This is a genomic window from Mesorhizobium sp. WSM4840 (assembly GCF_055811755.1).
Genome location: NZ_JBVVQD010000008.1, coordinates 94,901 through 114,996, shown reverse-complemented (window position 1 = coordinate 114,996; position 20,096 = coordinate 94,901). Strand labels below are relative to the sequence as shown.

Genomic DNA, 20,096 nt, shown 5'->3' with positions numbered 1-20,096 from the left:
ATCGGAAATCGCCCGGTCAGGCGGCTTTCTTGGCCGCTTTGGTCTTCTCGACGATGCCCAAAATGTCGCTCTCCTTCATGATCAGGAGATCCTCGCCGTCGATCTTGACCTCGGTGCCGGACCATTTGCCGAACAGGATGAGATCGCCGGCCTTGACGTCGAGCGGGATCAGCTTGCCGCTCTCGTCACGCGAGCCGGGCCCAACGGCGATCACTTCGCCTTCCTGAGGCTTTTCCTTGGCGGTGTCGGGAATAATGATCCCGCCCTTGGATTTGGTATCGCCTTCCGCGCGCCGAATGACGACGCGGTCGTGGAGTGGCCGGAATTTCATTGGGGTTCTTTCTGCCGCCGCACATAGAGCGACTGCAACACTTAACATAGCCCCTTTGGCACTCGAATGATAGGAGTGCCAAATTTTTAATTCCTCAAGCCGAAAATATTTGAAATGTAAATCAGTCGTTGTTACCGGCGCTTTTGGCCGTCCGAAAAGCGGAGCAATAAGCAATTTTATCGTAATACATCTCTCTTAATTTTGCCGACAACAGACTATATTAATCAGCAATTACGAACAAAACCTATTGAGCCTTGATTGAATGTGCATCGAGACATATATATAGATTGCGTGGATTTGGCCGATTTGGCTTTCGCGGTCCCGATCGACATAGGTCCGCGACCTTCGACCCGCCATGAAGCACCGAATTTTCCGACAGCGAATGTATAGCGCTTATTCGGCGCGCATGTCGCTCTGTTGGAGCCTTTGAACCACGGCGTTGACCACGGATGTACTGGCAGCATTGGGACCTTTCCGGTTCGGATGGAAAAGATGCAGGAGGGGCGTCGGCGTGCTCCTGCGGAAAGCCGCACCCATGGCCAGTCGCACCACGCAGACCGTCGTTCACTTTTCATCCGCGTTCCGGCTGCCGGGTTTTGAGGCGCCGCAACCTGCCGGAGACTACCGCGTCGATCACGACGAGGAATCGATTGAGGGGATCCTCCAGGCTTGCCTGGCGACGCGTCGGCGCGTTCATTCACCTGCCGGCAATCGCCCTGCAGAGTTCGGCGCAACAGATGGTGCAGCTCAGCCCAGCAGTTGACGCCGCTCTCGAAAAGGACCTTGGATAATCATGACCGCACCCTCGCTCATGCAACGCAGCCTTCCCGCGTGGGGAGCGCTTGCCTGCGCTGCGGCGGCGGCTTTCAATGCGAGCCCGCTTCAACAATGATGCCGCGAAGCGTCGCCGGCTTATCCGACGAACGCCTCACGCATCCGAGCGAACATGCCGGGCTGTCTCCCGGCAATCGCCGCACGGATGTGACGGGCGGCCGTTGCGGCGGTCACCGTCGCGCCGAAATGGCAATAGCAGATGATCTCATGCAATTGCCTGTCGGTCAGTTCGAAGAACCGCTTCGCTTCGCCGTAGTTGTCGTTTTCCAACCCGGCGGCGCGGAGGACAGGATCCTCGAAAGCGACTGAGATCGGCGAGCCGTCGCCGCGCATGGCCCCGCGTGCTCTAACCGGCTGATACTCGGTCTGGTGCAGCGTCGAGAGGCGCCGGTCAGGGTTCCGTTCAAGGAGCTCCGCCCAGCGTTCAAGACGTTCGCTGCGCGACATGGCCTGGCGCGGGTAGGCCTGATCGATCTCGGCGACGATCTGCAGTTGCTCGATCGTCTGGTGTTTCATTTTGGCCTCCTATTCGGACGATAGTTGGTCAACCCATATCCTTCTTATGCCTGCAGCCAGCGTGACTCCAACGGATCGTGAAGTCCAATCACGATGATGCCTGGAGGGCTTCATTCACGCAGATGTGGAGGCTTCGCAAAGATCCGGCCATTAATTTGGCGAACGCGGTCAAATGCGCGGCTGTTCGACGATGTCGGTCTGGAGTCCGTGCCGATCGAGGTGATCGACGGGCAGAGTCTGTGCTGGAGTAGCCCGGCTCCATCGCTGGCCGGGCAGCGGGATCAAGGGAGTGGCAGTTTAGCTTCGAAACCGCCGAAGGCCGGGCTGATGCGAGTTCTCCGCCCGGTCGTTGGGCCCTTGTGGCTCCAGTGTACGACTTCCGGCATGACCTGGCGCCTGGCTACTCCGTAGGATCGCAGTTTGTCCGTGTCGAAACCATTATCGAAGTTATCCGGCCCGATGGCGGAGTGTTGCGGATTGCGCGCGATCCAAAGACCGGTCCGTCCAACAAGTTGAGCGGAAGCCATCTCAAAAACGGTCCAGGCTGTGCGTCGTCAGGATGGTAGCCGAGCCAGCGAAACAGCCAATCAGGTGTCCCTTCCTTCGACCTTTAGAGACTGAGCAGTCAGCTGCCGCCAAGCGAGAATGACGATCGCTCTCATTGCTGCGGCGCTGGTATCGGTGTGCCGCCAAACCAACCAGCCGCATACGCAATCACGACCAATACCACGATCACGGCTACCACGCCGTACCAGAGGCGCCTGTCCTTGAGATCCATCGTTACCTCCTGCCCGCTACGTGTTGGCCACTGGGCGAATTCCTTGAGCCTTTGGCCGTCATTTCCCAGATGAGCGACCCATTTGCCCTCTGGTAGGCACACAGTAGGCTGGATAAGGGTCTTTGAGAAGCGCGCATACGACCGCGCCGGCATGATCGCCAGCGGCTGCGACCGGCGGCTGCAGGCGTGCTCGACGAGTAGCGTTGCGGCATGGATGTCAAAAGATCGGCGATGCCATCCAGCGCCCGTGTGATCGATGCGGCGCGCGTTATCCTGATCTTCCAGCACGGCTCCGCGCAGCCGCACCCCTCATGTGACCGTTTCGAGCCGACTGAACCGAACTGGGATGAGTTTCCGAGTCTTGAGTTGCCCTGCCGCGTCCTTGTCGATGACAGCCAGCAACTGGACTTCTTCAGATCCAACAGGCAGTACCAGGCGTCCCCCTGGCTTGAGCTGCTCAAGCAAAGCCGGCGGCGTCCGTTCAGCCGCCACGGTGACCAGGATCTTGTCGAATGGGGCGTGCTCAGGCCAGCCGCGAGACCCGTCTCCGACACGAATGCCGACATTGGAGGTGCCGAGGCCCTGCAGGAGAGCCTCGGCATGGCCTGCGAATTCCTCGATGATTTCGACGCTCCAAACTTGCCCGGCGAGTTCCGCGAGGATTGCGGCTTGAATGGAGCGGCGCCGATGCGGATCGGTACCTTACCTGCTCCGAAGCCGTGAGCTTTCGGAGCCCTGCTATCTCATCAGAGCCTGAGTTTCCTGGCAAGGCGTTCGGCCCATCCTCGGGGGGAGACCGGTAATTTTGCTGGGGTAAATTCCGCCCCTTGATCGAGGTAATCCATTCGATCGTCGCGTCCATGACGAAAATGACCGTGTTGCATCGGACCTTGCTGCCAATCCCTGTAGACACTACCCCAGCAAAATTACCGGTCTCACGATTTACATGTCCAAGGCAACAGCTCCCAGGCACGGCTTTCACCATTTGGCCACATCTGTAGCAGCCGAGGGCCACAACTAAGGGATACTCTTTGTTGCCATCAAGATGATCCTCCTTCGAGCAAACGGGAACGGAAAGATCATGCGCATGCTGACGACAATCGCCGTCCTCTTGGCACTTGGCGTGGCGTCGCCAGTTTACGCTCAATCCCCGGGCGCGCAACTTCCCCCAGATGTAACCCAGGCTCCGGCAACTTTGTGTGACCAGACTTCACGAGCGTAGCGGTCATCGACATCGAGGATTTGTCTCCGGAAATTAAATCGGAGGTCGATGCCGTGATTACCCAAACGAGCTCGGAAGAGTTGTATATTCTGCAAAGTTCGATCGATGTGACGCCACCTGCCGTGTCGGTGTCGGCAGCGGTCGGGCTGGATTCGTCGCATGTGGTCGCTGCCAACATCGGTGACGATGGCCCAGACGACGACTTGATTTGATCGTCGGTCAGGCGCCGCACTTTGCATCGGGCATTCGAGATCGACTGCGAACTACGAGGCCGGAAGGATTGCCATGGCCGAGGCCGCAATTCGCAACTTCACCATCAATTTCGGACCGCAGCATCCGGCCGCGCATGGTGTCTTGCGGCTCGTGCTTGAACTCGATGGCGAGGTCGTCAAGCGCGTCGATCCGCATATCGGCCTGCTCCATCGCGGGACCGAGAAGCTCATAGAGCACAAGAACTATCTGCAGGCCCTGCCCTATTTCGACCGGCTCGACTACGTCGCGCCGATGAATCAGGAGCATGCGTTCTGCCTCGCCGCCGAGAAGCTGCTTGAAATATCGGTTCCGCGGCGCGGACAGCTCATCCGTGTCCTTTTTTGCGAAATCGGCCGGCTTCTGTCGCACCTCCTCAATGTGACGACGCAAGCCATGGATATCGGTGCACTCACCCCGCCGCTCTGGGGTTTTGCCGAGCGCGAGAAGCTGATGGTGTTCTACGAGCGCGCTTCCGGCGCCCGCATGCACGCGAATTATTTCCGGGTCGGCGGCGTGCATCAGGATCTGCCTCCGAAACTTCTGGACGACATCTGGGATTTCTGTGACCCGTTCCTCAAGGTCTGCGACAATCTCGAAGTGCTGCTCACCGACAACCGTATCTTCAAGCAGCGCAACGTCGATATAGGCGTGATCAGCCTCGACGATGCCTGGGCTTGGGGCTTCTCAGGCGTGATGGTGCGCGGATCGGGCGCCGCTTGGGATTTGCGCAAGGCGCAACCCTACGAATGCTATCCTGAGATGGATTTTGATATTCCTGTCGGCAAGAACGGGGACTGCTATGACCGCTATCTCGTCCGCATGGAGGAAATGCGTCAATCGGTTCGGATCATGAAGCAATGTCTGGAAAAGCTGCGTTCACCGGAAGGCCGGGGGCCGGTGGCGATTCCAAATCAAAAGATCACGCCACCGTCGCGTGCCGAGATGAAACGCTCGATGGAAGCGACGATCCATCATTTCAAACTTTACACGGAAGGGCATCGCGTGCCCGCCGGAGAGGTATACGCTGCGGTCGAAGCACCGAAGGGTGAGTTCGGCGTTTATCTGATTTCCGATGGCAGCAATGTTCCGTACCGGTGCAAGATCCGCGCACCCTCCTTCGCCCATCTGCAGGCAATGGATTTCTTGTGTCGGGGCCACATGATCGCCGATGTCTCCGCGATCATTGGTTCGCTCGACATCGTGTTCGGAGAGATCGATCGTTAAGCCGAGTTGCACATCTCGGCTGCTGGAAGATAGGCCTACAATCGCAGGATCATCCGTGGTTTATCGAAGTCGCGCACTAAATGCCCCGCCGGGTGGGTCTCTCTGGCTTGCTGCCGGTTCAGTGGACAGGCAGCAGGCCAAGTTGACCCTACCCAGCCGTAAGGGAATGACAAACCCGAAAAGAACGGCTCGCCCTTTCACAAGGCGGGCCGTTCGTTCGCTTTTGAAGATACGAAAACGCCGCTCGACCGGAAGGGAGCGGCGTTTATCAAGTGTGGCGTCCTAACCCTAGACGAAACCCCGATTGGTCGGGGCCGCCGGACTCGAACCGACGTTTCCAGCTTGTTCGCTATCAACTTTAGATGGTGTTCTCCCGTCGTCCTTGCAAGCCCCATCGGCGCGCAGAGTGTGGAAGGCTAGACGCGAGCCAAACGCTATCCAGCCGTGGAACCAACACTTCGCGCATATGTTGATAGAGACCGGGCGGCCCCCCGCCGCGTCCGGTGGCTACGAAGCCGCTTTCAAACATCCCCTCTGGAAAGCGGGTTTTTTTGTGCCTTCCCAGCGAACGGATTCACCAATGCCGGTGACAGGCCGGTACATAATGACTCGCTAATGGATTGTCGAAAGCGTACATTCCCAATGTCGCTGGCCACTGAACGGGCGCTGGCGCTTGAGAGCGTAGATCGTACTCCCGCCCCTATGGGAGTTATGTGATGGAAAACGACAGCCGCTCAGACGGATTTATCTCCGCTCACGACTTTGACATTCTGTGCGATGCCTTCAAGGCTTCGGTCGAGGAAGGACGGGTGACCAAAGCGCACAGGATTCAGCACGCCAAGAATCTGGTGCGCGAACTCACCGGCCAAGAGAACGCCGACAAACACCTGATTAGCCGGATGATGCGGGGTTGCCACGCTACCCAGCCGTAGGGGAATGGCGGGCCTACTTGGGTTTGGTAGGCCGCTTCCGTTCCTTCGCATCTTCAACGCCTCGGTCAAACCCGGCTTGGTATTCGGTCTTGCCTGCGGGGATGGAGTGGCTTGGGATGCCGGGTAGGATGCCGGGCGAAACCGTCTTCCAACCGTCCAAATACCCCTTCTCGAAAGATCCAGACATTACTTCTGTCCCGATGGTTTCTCGTCTCGCCGCTCACTAGTATGTGCGGCCTTGGCTATCTTTTTGACCATAGCATCTGACCGACTGCCCGACGGCGAAACGATGAACGTTCATTGCTGGATCCTCCTGATTGTGCCTAGCGCCTGTTCCTGATCCTGCTCTAACGCAGCTTCGAGTTCGTAATGGTCGATACCCACAAGCTGGCTCGCGAGATAGAGAGTCGAGGAGACGGCGGGAATATGGATGAAGGTGGCGACACGCCGGTAGGCGAGCCAGGAAATCCCGTCGATCCAGTCGTCGTCCTCGTCGATTGCATAATCGCCCGGCTGCTGAAACTCATCGACGCCTCCCAGCGAGAATGGTGCCGTGAATTTCACGGTCGTGTGCTTTGTGCGGGTGTTCATTTGCATATCCCTGGAAAGAGCAGATTATTGCGCTCGCGAAGCGACGCAGCCCTTTCAAAATCGATGATTTGGGGAGTTGGCGGGTCGAGAGCCTGTGACGCCGCGATAGCAAGCATGGCCAAAAGAACGATACACGAACGGTATGCGCCAATTGCGGTTTAACTGCCGCTTGTCTAGCTGCCGAATGCCCTGTTTTGGCCGCTAAGCCGCTTCCGCCAGGAAAGCTCCAAAAAAACTATTATGGAGGCTCTTTGTGTGATAGGGTGATTTTCTGGCCGAAAAAATAACAAAACAAAGGAGGCCGCTGTGAAAACCTATATCCCTGCTCAGGTTTACCTTTACGACTACAAGAGCTTATTCGTAAGAGCGTCGGTCACGATTGCCATAGGCATCATCGTCTATTTGACGCTTTTCGGCATCACCTGGTAAGTCCAGACGTCGGTAGCGACTGGCGGCCAAACGTCCTGGAGTGGCGCTTCTAGAGCGCGGGCTTCGCTGGAGGCCGCTGGTCTAGTTCTACCATAGGGATCTTTGATTATCCCACCCAAGAGGTGCACCGCCATGAACGACACCAACGACAAAGCCCGCGAAAATCGCGATGCTGTTGATATCAGCATTCGCGATGCTGTTGATATCAGCATTTGGGAGAACGAAGGCGGAGCCTCGGATCGATACGATATGAATTATCACTACGGCCGGCGCGTAGAGCCGGACGGGTCATGGACGATCTATCACGTCTTCACCGGGGCACCGGCAGATATGGGAAGCCGATCCATGGCTGGGCTCAGCAAAACAGATGCCACTACCAGAATGATAATTCTGAACGCGCACAATGCGAAGAGACGCAAGGCCGCGAGCCTGCAACAGACGTTCGCTACGCGGTTCTTAACGGCTTGAGGTATGTTCAACCTTGGCGCTGACTTTTCCGAACCGAAGCCGCAGCTACGACGAGGCCGGACAATACCTCCATTTTCTCGGCTACAATGGCATGTTTGAAATGCTGTTCTTGATTGAGATCGAAGCGCTCGCGAACGCAAAACCGGAAGCAGCCACAGCCGAAGCGGGTTATTTGGCGACCTTCGATGCATCACCGGACTCCATTCGTGATGTCGCGCGGAAAGTTTACTCCCACGGCCGCAAGAACGTGTACCAGCCCAGAAAACCTCAACGCTTCGAACAGCGGACGAGCAAAGCGTTCCCGTAAGGGATCGGCTTATCCCTGCGACCGCGGAGTTGTGCGGTTTCGACATGGTTGGGGACTACGTCCTTGTCCCCGTCGATTAGAGGATTATCCTTGACAGGTTTGGGCGAGGCGATCGCCCATGGAGGTTGTCATGGCAGACGACAAGTCAAAGCGTGGTCCGCAAGACAGAGCACGGGTCGACGGTGGCGAAGACTATGAAGTCGGGTACCTCATGAAGAAGCACCATCTCGAACGGGCTGATGCCCTCAGGCTGGTAAAAAAGTATGGAAACAACCGCGCAAAGATCGAAGAGGAACTCGTTGCCCGAAAGCTCTGATCGCGTATTGCCGTGAGGCTGGCATAGAGCCAAGCACGCCTGAGTGTGACCAGGCTGCAGGCATAATCATGGCGCTTTTCAGCAACGGCATCGGCACTGCTGAGGAATTGAAGGCAGCGCTCCAGTTCCGTTTGGAGAGTGTGTTGCGACGGTACGGTCAACGCCTATCCCGCCTAGCTGAGAACCGCTCTAGATCGTAATTGTACATCGAATTCCAAGTGGAGGTCGCGTTAGATGCAAAACGCGAGCCCTCTGAAAAAAACCATTGTCCAATTAAGGCAGTGGGTTTGGAGGCTGTATGAAAGGGGTCGTTGTTTGGCGCTATTTCACGGGCATGCCGTGTCAGATGCACGCGGACCTCCGGGGAGTAACATGCTGCTGAGGCTGCACCAGATCGACAAATTCTACCCCACTGGCGAGGGGCCGTTGCATGTTCTGAACGGGATCGATCTTTCGCTGGAGGCGGGCAAGAGCCTTGCGCTGACCGGCGAGTCTGGCAGCGGCAAGAGCACGCTTTTGCACCTCGTTGCAGGGCTCGACAGCCCTGATGCGGGAGAAATCCACCTTGGCGGTACCAATATTGTGGGGCTGAACGATACAGCCCTTGCCGCCCTGCGGCGGGGAACAGTCGGACTTGTGTTCCAGCAGTTCAACCTGATCCCTTCGCTTGATGTGGCGGCCAACCTTGCCTTTCAGGCTCGGCTTGCTGGCCGCCCTGATCCGGCATGGTTGAAAGTCCTTGCCAAACGGCTGGGCCTCGCCCAAGTCCTCACGCGCTACCCTGAACAACTGTCGGCCGGCCAGCAACAGCGGGTGGCGATCGGCCGGACCTTGGCCGCCCGGCCCCGGCTGGTTCTGGCTGATGAGCCCACGGGCAATCTGGATGAGGCAACAGGGGACGCTGTACTCGATCTTATGCTGTCGCTGGTGGCTGAAACGGGTGCCGCCCTGTTAATGGTCACCCATTCCAACCGTCTGGCAAACCGGCTGAACGCCCGCATTCACCTGCACGCGGGCCGGCTGGTGTGATGGTGTGGACCGGGCTGACAGCGCTCTTGTCTCACTGGCGCAGGCGGCCTGTCCAATTGGCGATGCTGCTTTTGGGGCTATCGCTGGCAACGGCGCTGTGGTCAGCGGTTCAGGCGATCAACGGTGAGGCGCGGGCGAGCTATGACCGTGCAGCGGCGATCCTTGGGCAGGACCGGCTCGCGCAACTAGTGCGTGAGGACGGGGCCCGGATGGATCAACAGGAGTTTGTGAGACTGCGGCGAGCAGGCTGGCTGGCTTCGCCGGTGATTGAAGGTGAAATGCGGTTTGGGGATGTGCGGTTGCGCGTCCTCGGCATTGACCCACTGACTTTGCCGCCGCAGGCGCAGCAGGTGGATGTTGCGGTGGGTGATGAGCTATTGCCGTTCATCACGGCGCCCGGTGTGCTCTATGCAGCTCCGGAAACCGCGGCACGACTAACCGAGCAAGCAACACCTCCCGTGCGCGTGGCCGAGGGTTTGCCGCCTGGCACAGTCCTCACCGACATCGGGCAGGCGCAGGTCTTGCTTGGGGCAAAGGACAAGATCTCTCGTCTTTTGCTCTGGCCGGACCAACCGATTGGCCGTGCCCCTCTAGAGGTGACAGCCCCCGGCCTGACCCTGCGCGAGCCGAGCGAAACGGGGGATCTTGCCAGGCTGACCGACAGTTTTCACCTGAACCTGACGGCTTTCGGTTTTCTCGCCTTTGCGGTGGGGCTCTTCATCGTGCATTCCGCCATCGGTCTGGCTTTTGAACAGCGCCGCCAGGTATTTCGCACGCTGCGCGCACTGGGCTTGCCGGCACGCGTGCTGGTCCTTTTGCTGATCGCCGAGCTGCTGACCTTCGCCCTCCTCGCGGGGCTGGTGGGCGTGGCACTTGGCTATGTAGTCGCCTCGGCCCTTTTGCCCGACGTCGCCGCCACCCTGCGCGGGCTTTACGGGGCCGATGTGCCGGGAACGCTGTCGATCCGCCCCGCAGTGTGGGCAGCGGGGCTGGCCATCGCGGTAATCGGCACGCTGGTGGCGGCCGCACAGAGCCTCTGGCGGCTATGGCACCTGCCGCTGCTTGCAGCGGCCCAGCCTCGGGCCTGGGCGCGGGCTTCGGAGCGGGCACTGCGCGCGCAAGGCGTGGCTGCGATGGTGCTCCTGTTGACGGCGGCGGGAATTGCACACTTCGGATCCGGCCTCGAGGCGGGCTTTGCGCTTCTGGCGGCACTGCTGTTGGGGGCGGCACTGGCGCTGCCGCTCGTGCTGACGGGGATATTGCACCTTGGCGGCCGCTTGGCGCGTGGACCACTGGCCGAATGGTTTTGGGCCGACACGCGTCAACAGCTTCCCGGCCTGTCATTGGCGCTAATGGCACTGCTGCTTGCGATGGCCGCCAATGTGGGCGTCAGCACGATGGTGTCGAGCTTTCGGCTGACCTTCACCGGCTGGCTCGATCAGCGTCTCGCCTCAGAGTTATACGTGACCGCCCGCACCGAAGCAGAGGCCACGGCGATACGCGACTGGCTGGCCCAGCGCAGCGAGGCGGTCCTGCCGATCTGGAGCATTGAGGGTCGGGTCGCAGGCCAGCCCGCGGCAATATACGGCGTGGCCGATCATGCCACCTATCGCGACAACTGGCCGATCCTCTCTGCAGTGCCGGAGGTGTGGGACCGGATCGCCACAGGCGACGGCGCCCTGATCAACGAACAACTGGCGCGGCGCCAGGAGTTGGGCTTGGGGGACCAGATCACGCTGCCCGGTGGCTGGCGGGCCAGCATCGTCGGCGTCTATGCCGACTATGGCAACCCGATCGGCCAAGTGATCATCGGGATCGACACACTGGTCCAGCACTATCCTGACGTCTCCCGCCTGCGCTATGCCATTCGGATTGCCCCCGGCAAGGCCGAATCACTGGCGGCGGGTTTGCGGGCGGAATTCGGGCTGCCCGCGCAGAACGTGATTGACCAGGCCGGGATCAAGGTCTTTTCGCTCAAAGTATTTGAGCGCACATTCAACGTGACAGCCGCGCTGAATGTGCTGACGCTGGGAGTCGCGGGGCTGGCGATGTTTGCGAGCGTCATGACCCTGTCGGGGATGCGCCTGCCGCAACTGGCGCCGGTCTGGGCCATGGGTCTGACCCGCCGCCACCTCGCATGGTTGGAGCTTTCGCGCGGCTTGCTGTTGGCAGCCTTGACCATGCTGGCCGCTGTGCCTGTAGGTATTGCGCTCGCCTTTGTTCTACTGGCGGTGGTGAATGTGGAGGCTTTTGGCTGGCGTCTGCCGATGCACCTTTTTCCCGGTGACTGGGCGCTGCTGGCGGCGCTCGCGCTGCTGGCGGCCGGACTTGCAGCCGCCGTGCCTGCCTGGCGGCTGGCGCGTCTTTCGCCATCGGATTTGCTGAAGGTATTTGCAGATGAGCGTTAGAGCATTGCTGATCTACATGTGCTTGGCCGCACCTGCCTTTGGCCAAGGTTTTGCTGGGCTTGGCACAGAGGCTGACGGGTTTTCAGTGCCGCAGCCGGGGACTGCATTCAACTTTCCGGCAGACCACGGCCCGCACCCCGGTTACCGGATCGAATGGTGGTATTTGACCGCCAACCTGCAAGCTGCGGATGGAGCGGACTATGGCGTGCAATGGACTCTTTTCCGATCCGCCCTGGCCCCGGTGGAGCGGTCAGGCTGGTCCAGTCCGCAGCTTTGGATGGGCCATGCGGGGCTGACGACGCAAACGCACCAATTCGTGGCCGAACGGATGGCACGGGGCGGCATCGGTCAGGCGGGGGTTACGGCTGCGCCCTTTGCGGCCTGGATTGACAACTGGCAGATGGCAGGCCGGGCCCTGCCAGAGGCGGATGCGCTGTCGGCGCTCGATCTGCGTGCGGCGGGACAGGCGTTCTCCTACGAACTGGCGCTGGACGCCAAAGGCCCTCTGGTGCCGCAGGGAGTGCAAGGCTATTCGGTGAAATCCGAGAAGGGGCAGGCGAGCTATTATTACTCGCAACCATTCTACCACGTGACCGGCACGCTGACCCTTCCGGCAGGCGCGATTGCGGTGACCGGTCAGGCGTGGTTGGACCACGAATGGTCCTCGCAGCCGCTGGCTGAGGATCAAACCGGGTGGGACTGGTTCTCGCTGCATTTCGACAGCGGCGAAAAGATGATGGGCTTTCGCCTGCGCGACGGAGGCGCGGGCTTTACATCGGCCACATGGATCAAGGCCGACGGCAGGCCGCAGCCGCAGGCCCCCGGCGCGCTAAGGGTGACGCCGCTCGAAACGGCGGCAGTCGCGGGACGTAGCGTGCCGGTCCGCTGGAGGGTGCAATTGTCGGAAAAAGGGGTGGATGTGACCATCCGGACGCTAAACCCAGAAGCCTGGATGGACACACGCTTTCCCTATTGGGAAGGCCCGATCCGATTTGAGGGCACCCATGCCGGGCGCGGCTATCTCGAGATGACAGGCTATGAGTGACTGGAGGACGCTGCTCGATCGCGAGATCGCGACGGTTGGCGAATTGCCGAAAATGGAGAAGGTTAGTTTCCAGCGCCCTTCCCTCTACCATTTTAGACGTTTAACGGCATGATAGGTCTTCCTTGTCGACGAAGATCACGTCCATGACGGGCGGCGCGTCGGCGTGAACCGGCACAGCATATTCGGCGAAGTTGGCGTTCGTGACGCGCCCGTTGCGGTTGTCGATCACCGAACGCCTGATCCGTTTAGGACATTCCAGGTCGATCGTGCCCGGGTGCAACTCGTCTCACTAGCTTGTATAACTAGTATCGACCTATCGGCATGAGCCATAAATGCAGCGCGGAAGACTTGATATGCTTCTGGCCTTTCTGGCCGTCGCACGGGAAGGCAGCTTTACGCGGGCCGCCGCGCAGCTCGGAATTTCGCAGTCCACACTGAGCCACACGATCCGCGATCTCGAAGAGGGCCTGGGCCTTCGTCTGCTGACCCGCACCACCCGCAGCGTTTCACCGACAGCGGCCGGCGAGCGCTTGCTTCGCAACATCGGCCCGCATTTCGAGGAGATCGAGGCCGAACTCGACGCCCTGAGCGAGTTGCGGGAGAAGCCCGCCGGCACCATTCGTCTCACCGCCAGTGATCACGCATTCAAATCCGTGCTCTGGCCGAAGCTGGCGAAGCTGCTGCCGGACTATCCCGACATCATGGTCGAGGTCTTCATTGACAACGCACTGACGGACATCGCCGCAGAACGGTTCGACGCCGGCGTGCGGCTCGGAGAGCAGGTTGCAAAGGACATGATCGCCGTACGCGTGGGACCGGATCTTCGCTTCGCTGTCGTCGGTGCGAAGCCCTATTTCGCCAAGCGGCCGCCGCCAACGACGCCGCAGGAGCTAACCGGTCACATTTGCATCAACCAGCGCTTTTCCACCAATGGCGGGCTGTGGGCTTGGGATTTCGAGCGAGACGGTCGCGAACTGAAGGTGCGGGTGGACGGCCAGATCGTCCTGAATGGCACGGTCGGGATTCTTGAAGCCGCGCTGGATGGTTTCGGCCTCGCCTATGTGCCGGAGGACGTGGCGGAGCCTCATCTTGAGAGCGGTCGCCTTATGCGGGTGCTGGATGAGTGGTCCCCGCCGTGGCCAGGATATTACTTCTATTATCCCAGCCGCCGTCAGACGTCCCCCGCTTTCGCTCTGCTCATCGACGCGCTTCGACACAAGAGCTGAGATATGTCGGTCCATCACCCAGCTTCGAAAGGCTGGTTATAAGGCTCAGGTCGGGCGTTGGCAGCATGTGGCCCACGCAGACGTTCAACTGCTCGGACTAAATGTCTGAAAAGCGCCGCGTTGCGGACCAGCCTGTGAATTGAAAAGCCCGCGCCTCCGGGAGAGGCCGCGGGCAACGGTCTGTTGGGATCAGAGGGACTGATCCAGTTGTAATGTGGGTACCTTCCATGATCAGCGCATCGGTCAAATGGATGAAAGCCCGCGCCCGGGGGAGAAGGATGCGGGCTGTGATCGGCGGGAGGATCCGATCTGGCAGCATTTGTCTACGGCTGCAGAAGTCGATCTTTCGTCGCTGGCCTGTGTTCCACACGGAAAAAAACGCCGCACAAGGATTGGTGAAATAGGTGGCGTTGCTGCTCGGCAAGACGCAGCAATCTTGCTAAGATTGGCGGTGGGAGGAGACGGACATGCAATCGCTGCCGATAGCCCATCCAAGCGTAGCGAAGGCGACAGCCGGGGTATCGCTTCCTCTCGCCTATTCCACCGCGACGCTCTGCTGGCTCCTGTCCGCCGGCGTCTACATCGCAGCCAAGTGGGTTGCCCCCGAAATGCCGCCTTGGGCGCTCTGCTTCTGGCGGCTGACGCTCGCCTGCGCGATCCTGCTGCCCATCGTCCATCGCCACCATGGGGCGATGCTCGTGCTGGTCCAATCCCGGGCGATCGAGGTGGTAGCCATCGGCGCAATCGGGCTGACCCTCTGTCAGGGCATGATCTACACGGGCCTCAACTACACCGACGCGACGACCGCCGGCATTATCATGGCCCTGTCGCCGATCATGACCATGGTGCTTGCCCGCTTCGTGCTCGGCGAGCCCCTCGGCGTCTGGAAGGCGCTTGGTGCGCTGCTCGCTCTGGTCGGGATGGTGGTGATCGTAGCGCGCGGCGACCTTACCGCGCTGATGCGGCTCCAGTTCAATCCCGGCGAGTTGTGGATCGTCGGCAGCGCGTTTTGCTGGGGCCTCTACACCGTGCTGCTGCGTCGTTCCAAATTCGCTATCGAGCTTCTGCCGATGGTTGTCCTGCTGCTAGGAGCCGGCGCGCTGGCCGCACTCCCCCTTTATCTCTGGGAGCTGTTTTCCGGGGAGCGTTCGGCGCTGCATGCGAACGGCCTTCTGGCCCTCGCCTATGTCGCTGGCCCGGGCGGCGCTCTGATGTATTACCTCTACAACCGCAGCGTCGAGACGCTTGGCGCCGGGCGCGCCAGCATGCTGCTCTATCTGCAGACTGTCTTCGTTGCCGTGCTCGCTTATCTGTTCCTTGGGGAAGGCTTGCACGACTACGACCTCGCCGGCGCTGCCTTTATCGTCGCCGGCCTGGTGCTGGCCACCACGATCAAGCCGAGGCAGCGCACGGTGCATGTCGCGTAGGGAACATCAGCACCGCCGATTCCGAGACAGCGCTTAGCGATCAAGAGCCGAGGCGCACATCACGCCAGATGATTTTCGACGATTACGGATTTCATCACGTTCACACCTCGCCTCGCTAAATTAGGCGCGCCTGTATAGCGGCTTCACTGGACCGTTATCGCGGGTGCGCCGGGCTTGACGTCGCCGATCACGCAAGCCGACGTGTAACCATCCGCGACAATCTTTTCGACCAGGGCCGCCGCTCTGTCGCGCTCGCAGGCGACGAGCAGCCCGCCCGAAGTCTGTGGATCGGTGAGAAGATGGCGCCGCCACTCCGGCATATCGGTGGGCAGGAGCACCGCGTCGCCATAGCTCGCCCAGTTGCGCCGCGAAGCGCCGGTGACAAATCCTTGCTCTGCCAGCAGCACGGCTTCGGAAAAGAGCGGAACGTCGCGATCACGAATGACCAGAAGACAGCCTGAGCCGCGCGCCATCTCGAGAGCATGTCCGAGCAGGCCGAAACCGGTCACGTCGGTCATCGCATGGACACTCTCATCCTGCGCGAGCTCCGATCCGATCCGGTTGAGCAGGGTGGTCGAGGCGATCATCTCGACATAGGCGCTGGGCGGGAGCGCCTGCTTCTTGAAGGCGGCGGAGTAGATGCCGACGCCGAGTGCCTTCGTCAGGATCAAGGCGTCTCCCGGCCTCGCGCCCGAATTGCGCCGGACGTCATCGGGCCGGCATGTACCGATCACGGCAAGACCATAGATCGGCTCCGGCGAGTCGATCGAGTGGCCGCCGGCGACCGGGATTCCGGCGGTGGCGCAAACTGCCCGTCCGCCCTTCAAAATGTCTCGGACCATATGCGTCGGCATCTTGTCGAGCGGCATACCGAGAATGGCCAGCGCCATGATTGGCCGGCCGCCCATCGCATAGACGTCGGAGATCGCGTTGGTCGCGGCGATCCGCCCGAAATCATACGGATCGTCCACCATGGGCATGAAGAAATCGGTGGTGGCGATGACACAGGTGTCCTCGTCAAGCTGCCACACAGCGGCGTCATCTCCGGTCTCGGTGCCGACAAGAAGCTGACGAAAGGGATTGGTCTCGACCTGGTCTGCGAGAAGCTGCTGAAGGACGGACGGCGCCAGCTTGCAGCCGCAGCCCCCGCCATGGGCGAGACTGGTCAAGCGAAGCACAGGAGCATCGGCGACTTCAGGAGAGAGGGCGACTGCCATGGCAAGCCTCCTTAGATTGGCACCGAGCGAGATACCGAGTGGAATTGGCGTTGGCCGTACACCGGCGATCGTTCGGGGAACCGATTTGACGGAACGGAGAGATCAGACGCGGAAACGGTGAGAGCGGCCCGAAGACGCTTGGTGAGAGGGGAAAAGCGGACACATGCGCAGCCGCGGAGCGCACGCTTGCGCCACCGTCGGCCGTCGTCCGAAAAGCGCCCCGGCACGCGGGAGCCGTTTCCAATACCACGCAGCACTCTAAGATTATCCTTGGACAAGCGTCAATCGCACTCTCGTCCTAAAACATGAGTTATATCGTCAACTATAATCAGTAAGAAAATGCAGAGCAGTCGGAACGCTTTGCTTTGTTTGACATTGTCCTGTTTTGGATCAGAATGCACTCGTACCCTTGGTTCGGGATGCCCTTCGGAGCATCCGCTTCGGGAGGACATTCAAATGAACATCGAACTGTCACGGCGCGCGTTCCTGCAGACGGCAGGCGCGGGTCTCGCCGGTACTACGCTTGGAGCTCTCGGCTTCGGCGATATCGAAGCCGCACATGCCGAGGCGATACGATCCTTCAAACTCGCCAACACCACCGAGACACGGAACACGTGCCCATACTGCTCAGTGGCGTGCGGTGTGATCCTCTACTCAAAGGGCGATCTCAGGAAGGGCGAACAGGCCGAAATCACCCATATCGAGGGCGATACCGACCACCCAACCAACCGCGGCACCTTGTGCCCCAAGGGCTCGGCCCTGCTCGGCTTCGTCAAGGCCCCGACCCGCTTACAGCAGCCGATGATCCGCAAGCCCGGGGCGGACAAGTTCGAGCCGACAACGTGGGAAAACGCGCTTGACCGCATCGCCCGCCTGATGAAGGACGATCGCGACCAGAACTTTGTCGCGACGAACAATGACGGCGTGACGGTCAACCGATGGATCACCACCGGCTTCCTCGCCGCTTCGGCGACGACCAATGAAACCGCGTTCGAGACCTACAAGGTGGTCCGCAGCGCGGGCATGCTGGTGTTCGATAATCAGGCACGTGTCTGACACGGCCCGACGGTGGCGAGTCTCGCCCCAACATTCGGCCGCGGAGCAATGACGAATTCCTGGACCGATATCAGGAACACCGATCTTGTCGTGATCATGGGCGGCAATGCCGCCGAGGCCCATCCTTGCGGCTTCAAATGGGTCACTGAGGCGAAGGCCAACCGTGGCGCCAAGCTCATTGTCGTCGACCCGCGCTTCACGCGCTCGGCTTCGGTGTCGGATCTCTATGCACCAATCCGTCAAGGCACGGACATCGCCTTCCTGCTCGGGCTGATCAACTATTGCATCGAAAACGACAAGGTGCAGCGGGACTATGTGAAAGCGTTCACCAACGCCGGCTATGTCGTCAAGCAGGGCTTCACTTACCAGGACGGCCTGTTTTCCGGCTACGACGAGGCGAAGCGCGACTACGACAAGTCAAGCTGGGACTACGAGGTCGGCGCGGACGGTTTCGCCGTCGTCGATGATACGCTGGCAAATCCTCGCTGCGTCTGGAACCTGCTGAAGAACCATGTCGCGGTCTACACGCCGGAGATGGTCGAGCGCATCTGCGGCACGCCGAAGGACAAGTTCCTGAAGGTCGCCGAGATGGTGGCGGAGTGCTCGTCGCCGACCAAGGCGATGACCTCGATGTACGCGCTCGGCTGGACGCAACACTCGAAGGGTTCGCAGAACATCCGCGCTATGGCGATGCTGCAGCTCATTCTGGGCAATATCGGCGTTCGCGGCGGCGGCATGAACGCGCTGCGCGGCCATTCCAACATCCAGGGGCTGACCGACGTCGGTCTGATGTCGAACTTGCTTCCTGGCTATCTGACGCTGCCCAACGAGAAGGAACCGGACCTCACCGCCTATATGTCGACCCGCGGTTTCAAGCCGCTCAGGCCGAACCAGATGAGCTACTGGCAGAACTACAGGAAGTTCTTCGTCAGTTTCCAGAAGGCCATGTACGGCTCGGCGGCAACCCCGGAAAATGACTTTGCCTACGACTACCTGCCGAAGCTCGACGTGCCCGGCTACGACGTGCTGCGCGCCTTCGATATGATGCACCAGGGCAAGATCAACCTGTATCTTTGCCAAGGCTTCAACGCGCTGCAAGCGTTCCCCAACAAGCAGAAGATCACGGCCTCGCTCTCCAAGCTCAAGCTCCTGGTCGTCATGGACCCGTTGGCTACCGAGACGGCGCGGTTTTGGGAGAACCACGGCGCGCACAATGACGTCGATCCGTCGGCGATCCAGACCGAAGTGATCGAACTGCCGTCGACGTGCTTTGCCGAAGACGACGGCTCCCTTACCAATTCGGGGCGCTGGCTGCAGTGGCACTGGGCCGGCGGCACGCCGCCGGGCGAGGCCAAGCGCGACACCTGGATCATGGCGCAGATCCATCTTCGCCTGAAGGAACTCTATCGCAAGGAAGGCGGCGCCTTCCCCGATCCGATCCTCAATCTCCATTGGCCCTATGCCGATCCGGGCGATCCGACGGCCGAGGAAATCGCTCAGGAGATCAATGGCCGAGCGCTCGCGACGGTGACGGACACGGCCGATCCGACCAAGGTGCTTGCCGAGGCCGGAAAACTGTTGCCGGGCTTCGCCGCGCTGCGCGACGACGGCTCCACATCCTGCGGCTGCTGGATCTATTCCGGCTGCTTCAACGAGAAGGGCAACAACATGGCCCGTCGGGATACTGACGATCCCGACGAGACCGGCGCCTACCTGAAGTGGGCGTTCTCGTGGCCTGCCAATCGCCGCATCCTCTACAACAGGGCGTCGGCCGATTTGAACGGCAAGGCCTGGGATCCCGACCGCAAGGTGATCGAGTGGGACGGGGCGAAATGGTCGGGTTATGACGTCCCGGACATCGCGCCGACAGCGAAGCCCGGCGAGGTCGGCCCGTTCATCATGAATCCGGAAGGCGTGTCGCGCCTCTTCACCCGGGGAATGATGCGGGACGGACCTTTCCCGGCGCATTACGAGCCGTTCGAATCGCCGATCATCAATCCGGTCGCGCCCAACGTCCGGGGCAACCCGGCAGCGCGGGTATTCGAAGGGGATTTCAGGCAGTTCGCCGAGCCGGCCTCGGCGGAGTTCCCCTATGCGGCGACCTCCTACCGCCTGACCGAGCATTTCCACTTCTGGACCAAGCACGTCATCGTCAACGCTGTGATGCAGCCGGAGTTCTTTGTGGAGATATCGGAACAGCTTGCGGCCGAAAAAGGTATCGCCAAGGACGGTTGGGTGCGCGTTTGGTCCAAGCGCGGCTCTGTCACGGCGAAGGCGATGGTAACGAAGCGGATCAAGCCGCTGACCTGCGACGGCAAGACCGTCCACATCGTCGGCATTCCACTGCACTGGGGCTTCACCGGAGCGGCAAAGAAGGGATTCGGCCCGAACATGCTGACGCCCTATGTCGGCGACGCCAACATCGAGACGCCCGAATACAAGGCGTTTCTAGTCAATATCGAGCCCGTCTCCGGGCCGGTAGCATAGG

General features: G+C 60.4%; 18 protein-coding genes and 3 pseudogenes. 14 read left to right on the top strand and 7 right to left on the bottom strand.

Translation table 11 applies throughout. The annotated features are described in order from the left end of the window. Positions 1–16: 16 nt before the first annotated feature. Positions 17–331, bottom strand: a complete 315-nt coding sequence (locus AC0L3I_RS13550) for a co-chaperone GroES (RefSeq protein WP_095491317.1) — start codon at positions 329–331, stop codon at positions 17–19. 535 nt (positions 332–866) lie between these two features. Here AC0L3I_RS13550 and AC0L3I_RS13545 point away from each other — a divergent pair. Then, positions 867–1,122 (top strand): annotated as a pseudogene (locus AC0L3I_RS13545) (hypothetical protein). Between the two features lie 121 nt (positions 1,123–1,243). Here AC0L3I_RS13545 and AC0L3I_RS13540 read toward each other — a convergent pair. The 3 genes and pseudogenes from AC0L3I_RS13540 to AC0L3I_RS13530 all read right to left on the bottom strand — a co-directional run. Continuing rightward, entirely contained in the window at positions 1,244–1,681 is a 438-nt protein-coding gene (locus AC0L3I_RS13540; RefSeq protein ID WP_095492058.1) for a hypothetical protein, read from the bottom strand. Positions 1,682–1,984: 303 nt separating this feature from the next. Further along, a pseudogene (locus tag AC0L3I_RS13535) lies at positions 1,985–2,109 on the bottom strand (IS6 family transposase); the annotation flags it as partial. 659 nt (positions 2,110–2,768) lie between these two features. Then, positions 2,769–3,131, bottom strand: a pseudogene (locus tag AC0L3I_RS13530) (protein-L-isoaspartate O-methyltransferase family protein); the annotation flags it as partial. 603 nt (positions 3,132–3,734) lie between these two features. On the opposite strand from AC0L3I_RS13530, the gene AC0L3I_RS13525 reads away from it, so the two are divergent. The 3 genes from AC0L3I_RS13525 to AC0L3I_RS13515 all read left to right on the top strand — a co-directional run bounded on the left by AC0L3I_RS13525 (position 3,735) and on the right by AC0L3I_RS13515 (position 6,089). Further along, the gene (locus tag AC0L3I_RS13525) at positions 3,735–3,893 is read left to right on the top strand and encodes a hypothetical protein (protein WP_258122432.1); all 159 of its coding nucleotides are present in this window, start codon (positions 3,735–3,737) and stop codon (positions 3,891–3,893) included. Positions 3,894–3,966: 73 nt separating this feature from the next. Next, positions 3,967–5,157: an NADH-quinone oxidoreductase subunit D gene (locus tag AC0L3I_RS13520; protein ID WP_123149585.1), complete on the top strand. Its 1,191-nt coding sequence runs from the start codon at positions 3,967–3,969 to the stop codon at positions 5,155–5,157. A 716-nt stretch (positions 5,158–5,873) separates the two neighbouring features. Then, entirely contained in the window at positions 5,874–6,089 is a 216-nt protein-coding gene (locus AC0L3I_RS13515) for a hypothetical protein (RefSeq protein WP_254022074.1), read from the top strand. A 297-nt stretch (positions 6,090–6,386) separates the two neighbouring features. On the opposite strand, the gene AC0L3I_RS13510 is transcribed toward AC0L3I_RS13515, so the two are convergent. Further along, positions 6,387–6,680 carry a hypothetical protein gene (locus AC0L3I_RS13510; RefSeq protein ID WP_123149695.1) on the bottom strand — a complete coding sequence of 98 codons (294 nt, stop codon included), beginning with the start codon at positions 6,678–6,680 and terminating at the stop codon, positions 6,387–6,389. A gap of 306 nt (positions 6,681–6,986) precedes the next feature. On the opposite strand from AC0L3I_RS13510, the gene AC0L3I_RS13505 reads away from it, so the two are divergent. From AC0L3I_RS13505 to AC0L3I_RS13475, 7 genes are all read left to right on the top strand, one after another. Continuing rightward, positions 6,987–7,109 carry a hypothetical protein gene (locus tag AC0L3I_RS13505; protein ID WP_258122430.1) on the top strand — a complete coding sequence of 41 codons (123 nt, stop codon included), beginning with the start codon at positions 6,987–6,989 and terminating at the stop codon, positions 7,107–7,109. A 132-nt stretch (positions 7,110–7,241) separates the two neighbouring features. Next, complete coding sequence (locus AC0L3I_RS13500) at positions 7,242–7,577, top strand: hypothetical protein (RefSeq protein WP_123149587.1); 336 nt, start codon at positions 7,242–7,244, stop codon at positions 7,575–7,577. 13 nt (positions 7,578–7,590) lie between these two features. Continuing rightward, positions 7,591–7,884 (top strand): DUF1488 family protein, encoded by a 294-nt coding sequence (locus AC0L3I_RS13495; RefSeq protein ID WP_123149588.1) that lies wholly within the window; start codon positions 7,591–7,593, stop codon positions 7,882–7,884. 130 nt (positions 7,885–8,014) lie between these two features. Then, positions 8,015–8,200 (top strand): DUF3606 domain-containing protein, encoded by a 186-nt coding sequence (locus AC0L3I_RS13490; protein ID WP_123149696.1) that lies wholly within the window; start codon positions 8,015–8,017, stop codon positions 8,198–8,200. A gap of 372 nt (positions 8,201–8,572) precedes the next feature. Next, a complete protein-coding gene (locus tag AC0L3I_RS13485) occupies positions 8,573–9,229 on the top strand; it encodes an ABC transporter ATP-binding protein (RefSeq protein ID WP_473486500.1) in 657 nt (218 codons plus the stop codon). After that, positions 9,229–11,637: an ABC transporter permease gene (locus AC0L3I_RS13480; protein ID WP_473527195.1), complete on the top strand. Its 2,409-nt coding sequence runs from the start codon at positions 9,229–9,231 to the stop codon at positions 11,635–11,637. The genes AC0L3I_RS13485 and AC0L3I_RS13480 overlap by 1 nt, the downstream gene beginning before the upstream one ends. Then, a complete protein-coding gene (locus tag AC0L3I_RS13475) occupies positions 11,627–12,682 on the top strand; it encodes a lipocalin-like domain-containing protein (protein ID WP_123149590.1) in 1,056 nt (351 codons plus the stop codon). Before AC0L3I_RS13480 ends, AC0L3I_RS13475 begins: the two co-directional genes overlap by 11 nt. A 100-nt stretch (positions 12,683–12,782) precedes the next feature. On the opposite strand, the gene AC0L3I_RS13470 is transcribed toward AC0L3I_RS13475, so the two are convergent. Continuing rightward, complete coding sequence (locus AC0L3I_RS13470; RefSeq protein WP_473527194.1) at positions 12,783–12,911, bottom strand: hypothetical protein; 129 nt, start codon at positions 12,909–12,911, stop codon at positions 12,783–12,785. A 103-nt stretch (positions 12,912–13,014) separates the two neighbouring features. On the opposite strand from AC0L3I_RS13470, the gene AC0L3I_RS13465 reads away from it, so the two are divergent. After that, positions 13,015–13,908, top strand: a complete 894-nt coding sequence (locus tag AC0L3I_RS13465; protein ID WP_473527193.1) for a LysR family transcriptional regulator — start codon at positions 13,015–13,017, stop codon at positions 13,906–13,908. A gap of 467 nt (positions 13,909–14,375) precedes the next feature. Further along, positions 14,376–15,335: a DMT family transporter gene (locus AC0L3I_RS13460; protein ID WP_473527192.1), complete on the top strand. Its 960-nt coding sequence runs from the start codon at positions 14,376–14,378 to the stop codon at positions 15,333–15,335. A 143-nt stretch (positions 15,336–15,478) separates the two neighbouring features. Here the strand turns inward: AC0L3I_RS13460 and selD are convergent, their stop codons facing one another. After that, positions 15,479–16,552 (bottom strand): selenide, water dikinase SelD, encoded by a 1,074-nt coding sequence (selD, locus tag AC0L3I_RS13455; protein ID WP_473527191.1) that lies wholly within the window; start codon positions 16,550–16,552, stop codon positions 15,479–15,481. A 456-nt stretch (positions 16,553–17,008) separates the two neighbouring features. Between selD and fdnG the strand changes: the two genes are divergently transcribed. After that, positions 17,009–20,095: a formate dehydrogenase-N subunit alpha gene (gene fdnG / locus AC0L3I_RS13450; RefSeq protein ID WP_473527190.1), complete on the top strand. Its 3,087-nt coding sequence runs from the start codon at positions 17,009–17,011 to the stop codon at positions 20,093–20,095. The last annotated feature ends 1 nt before the right edge of the window (position 20,096 follow it).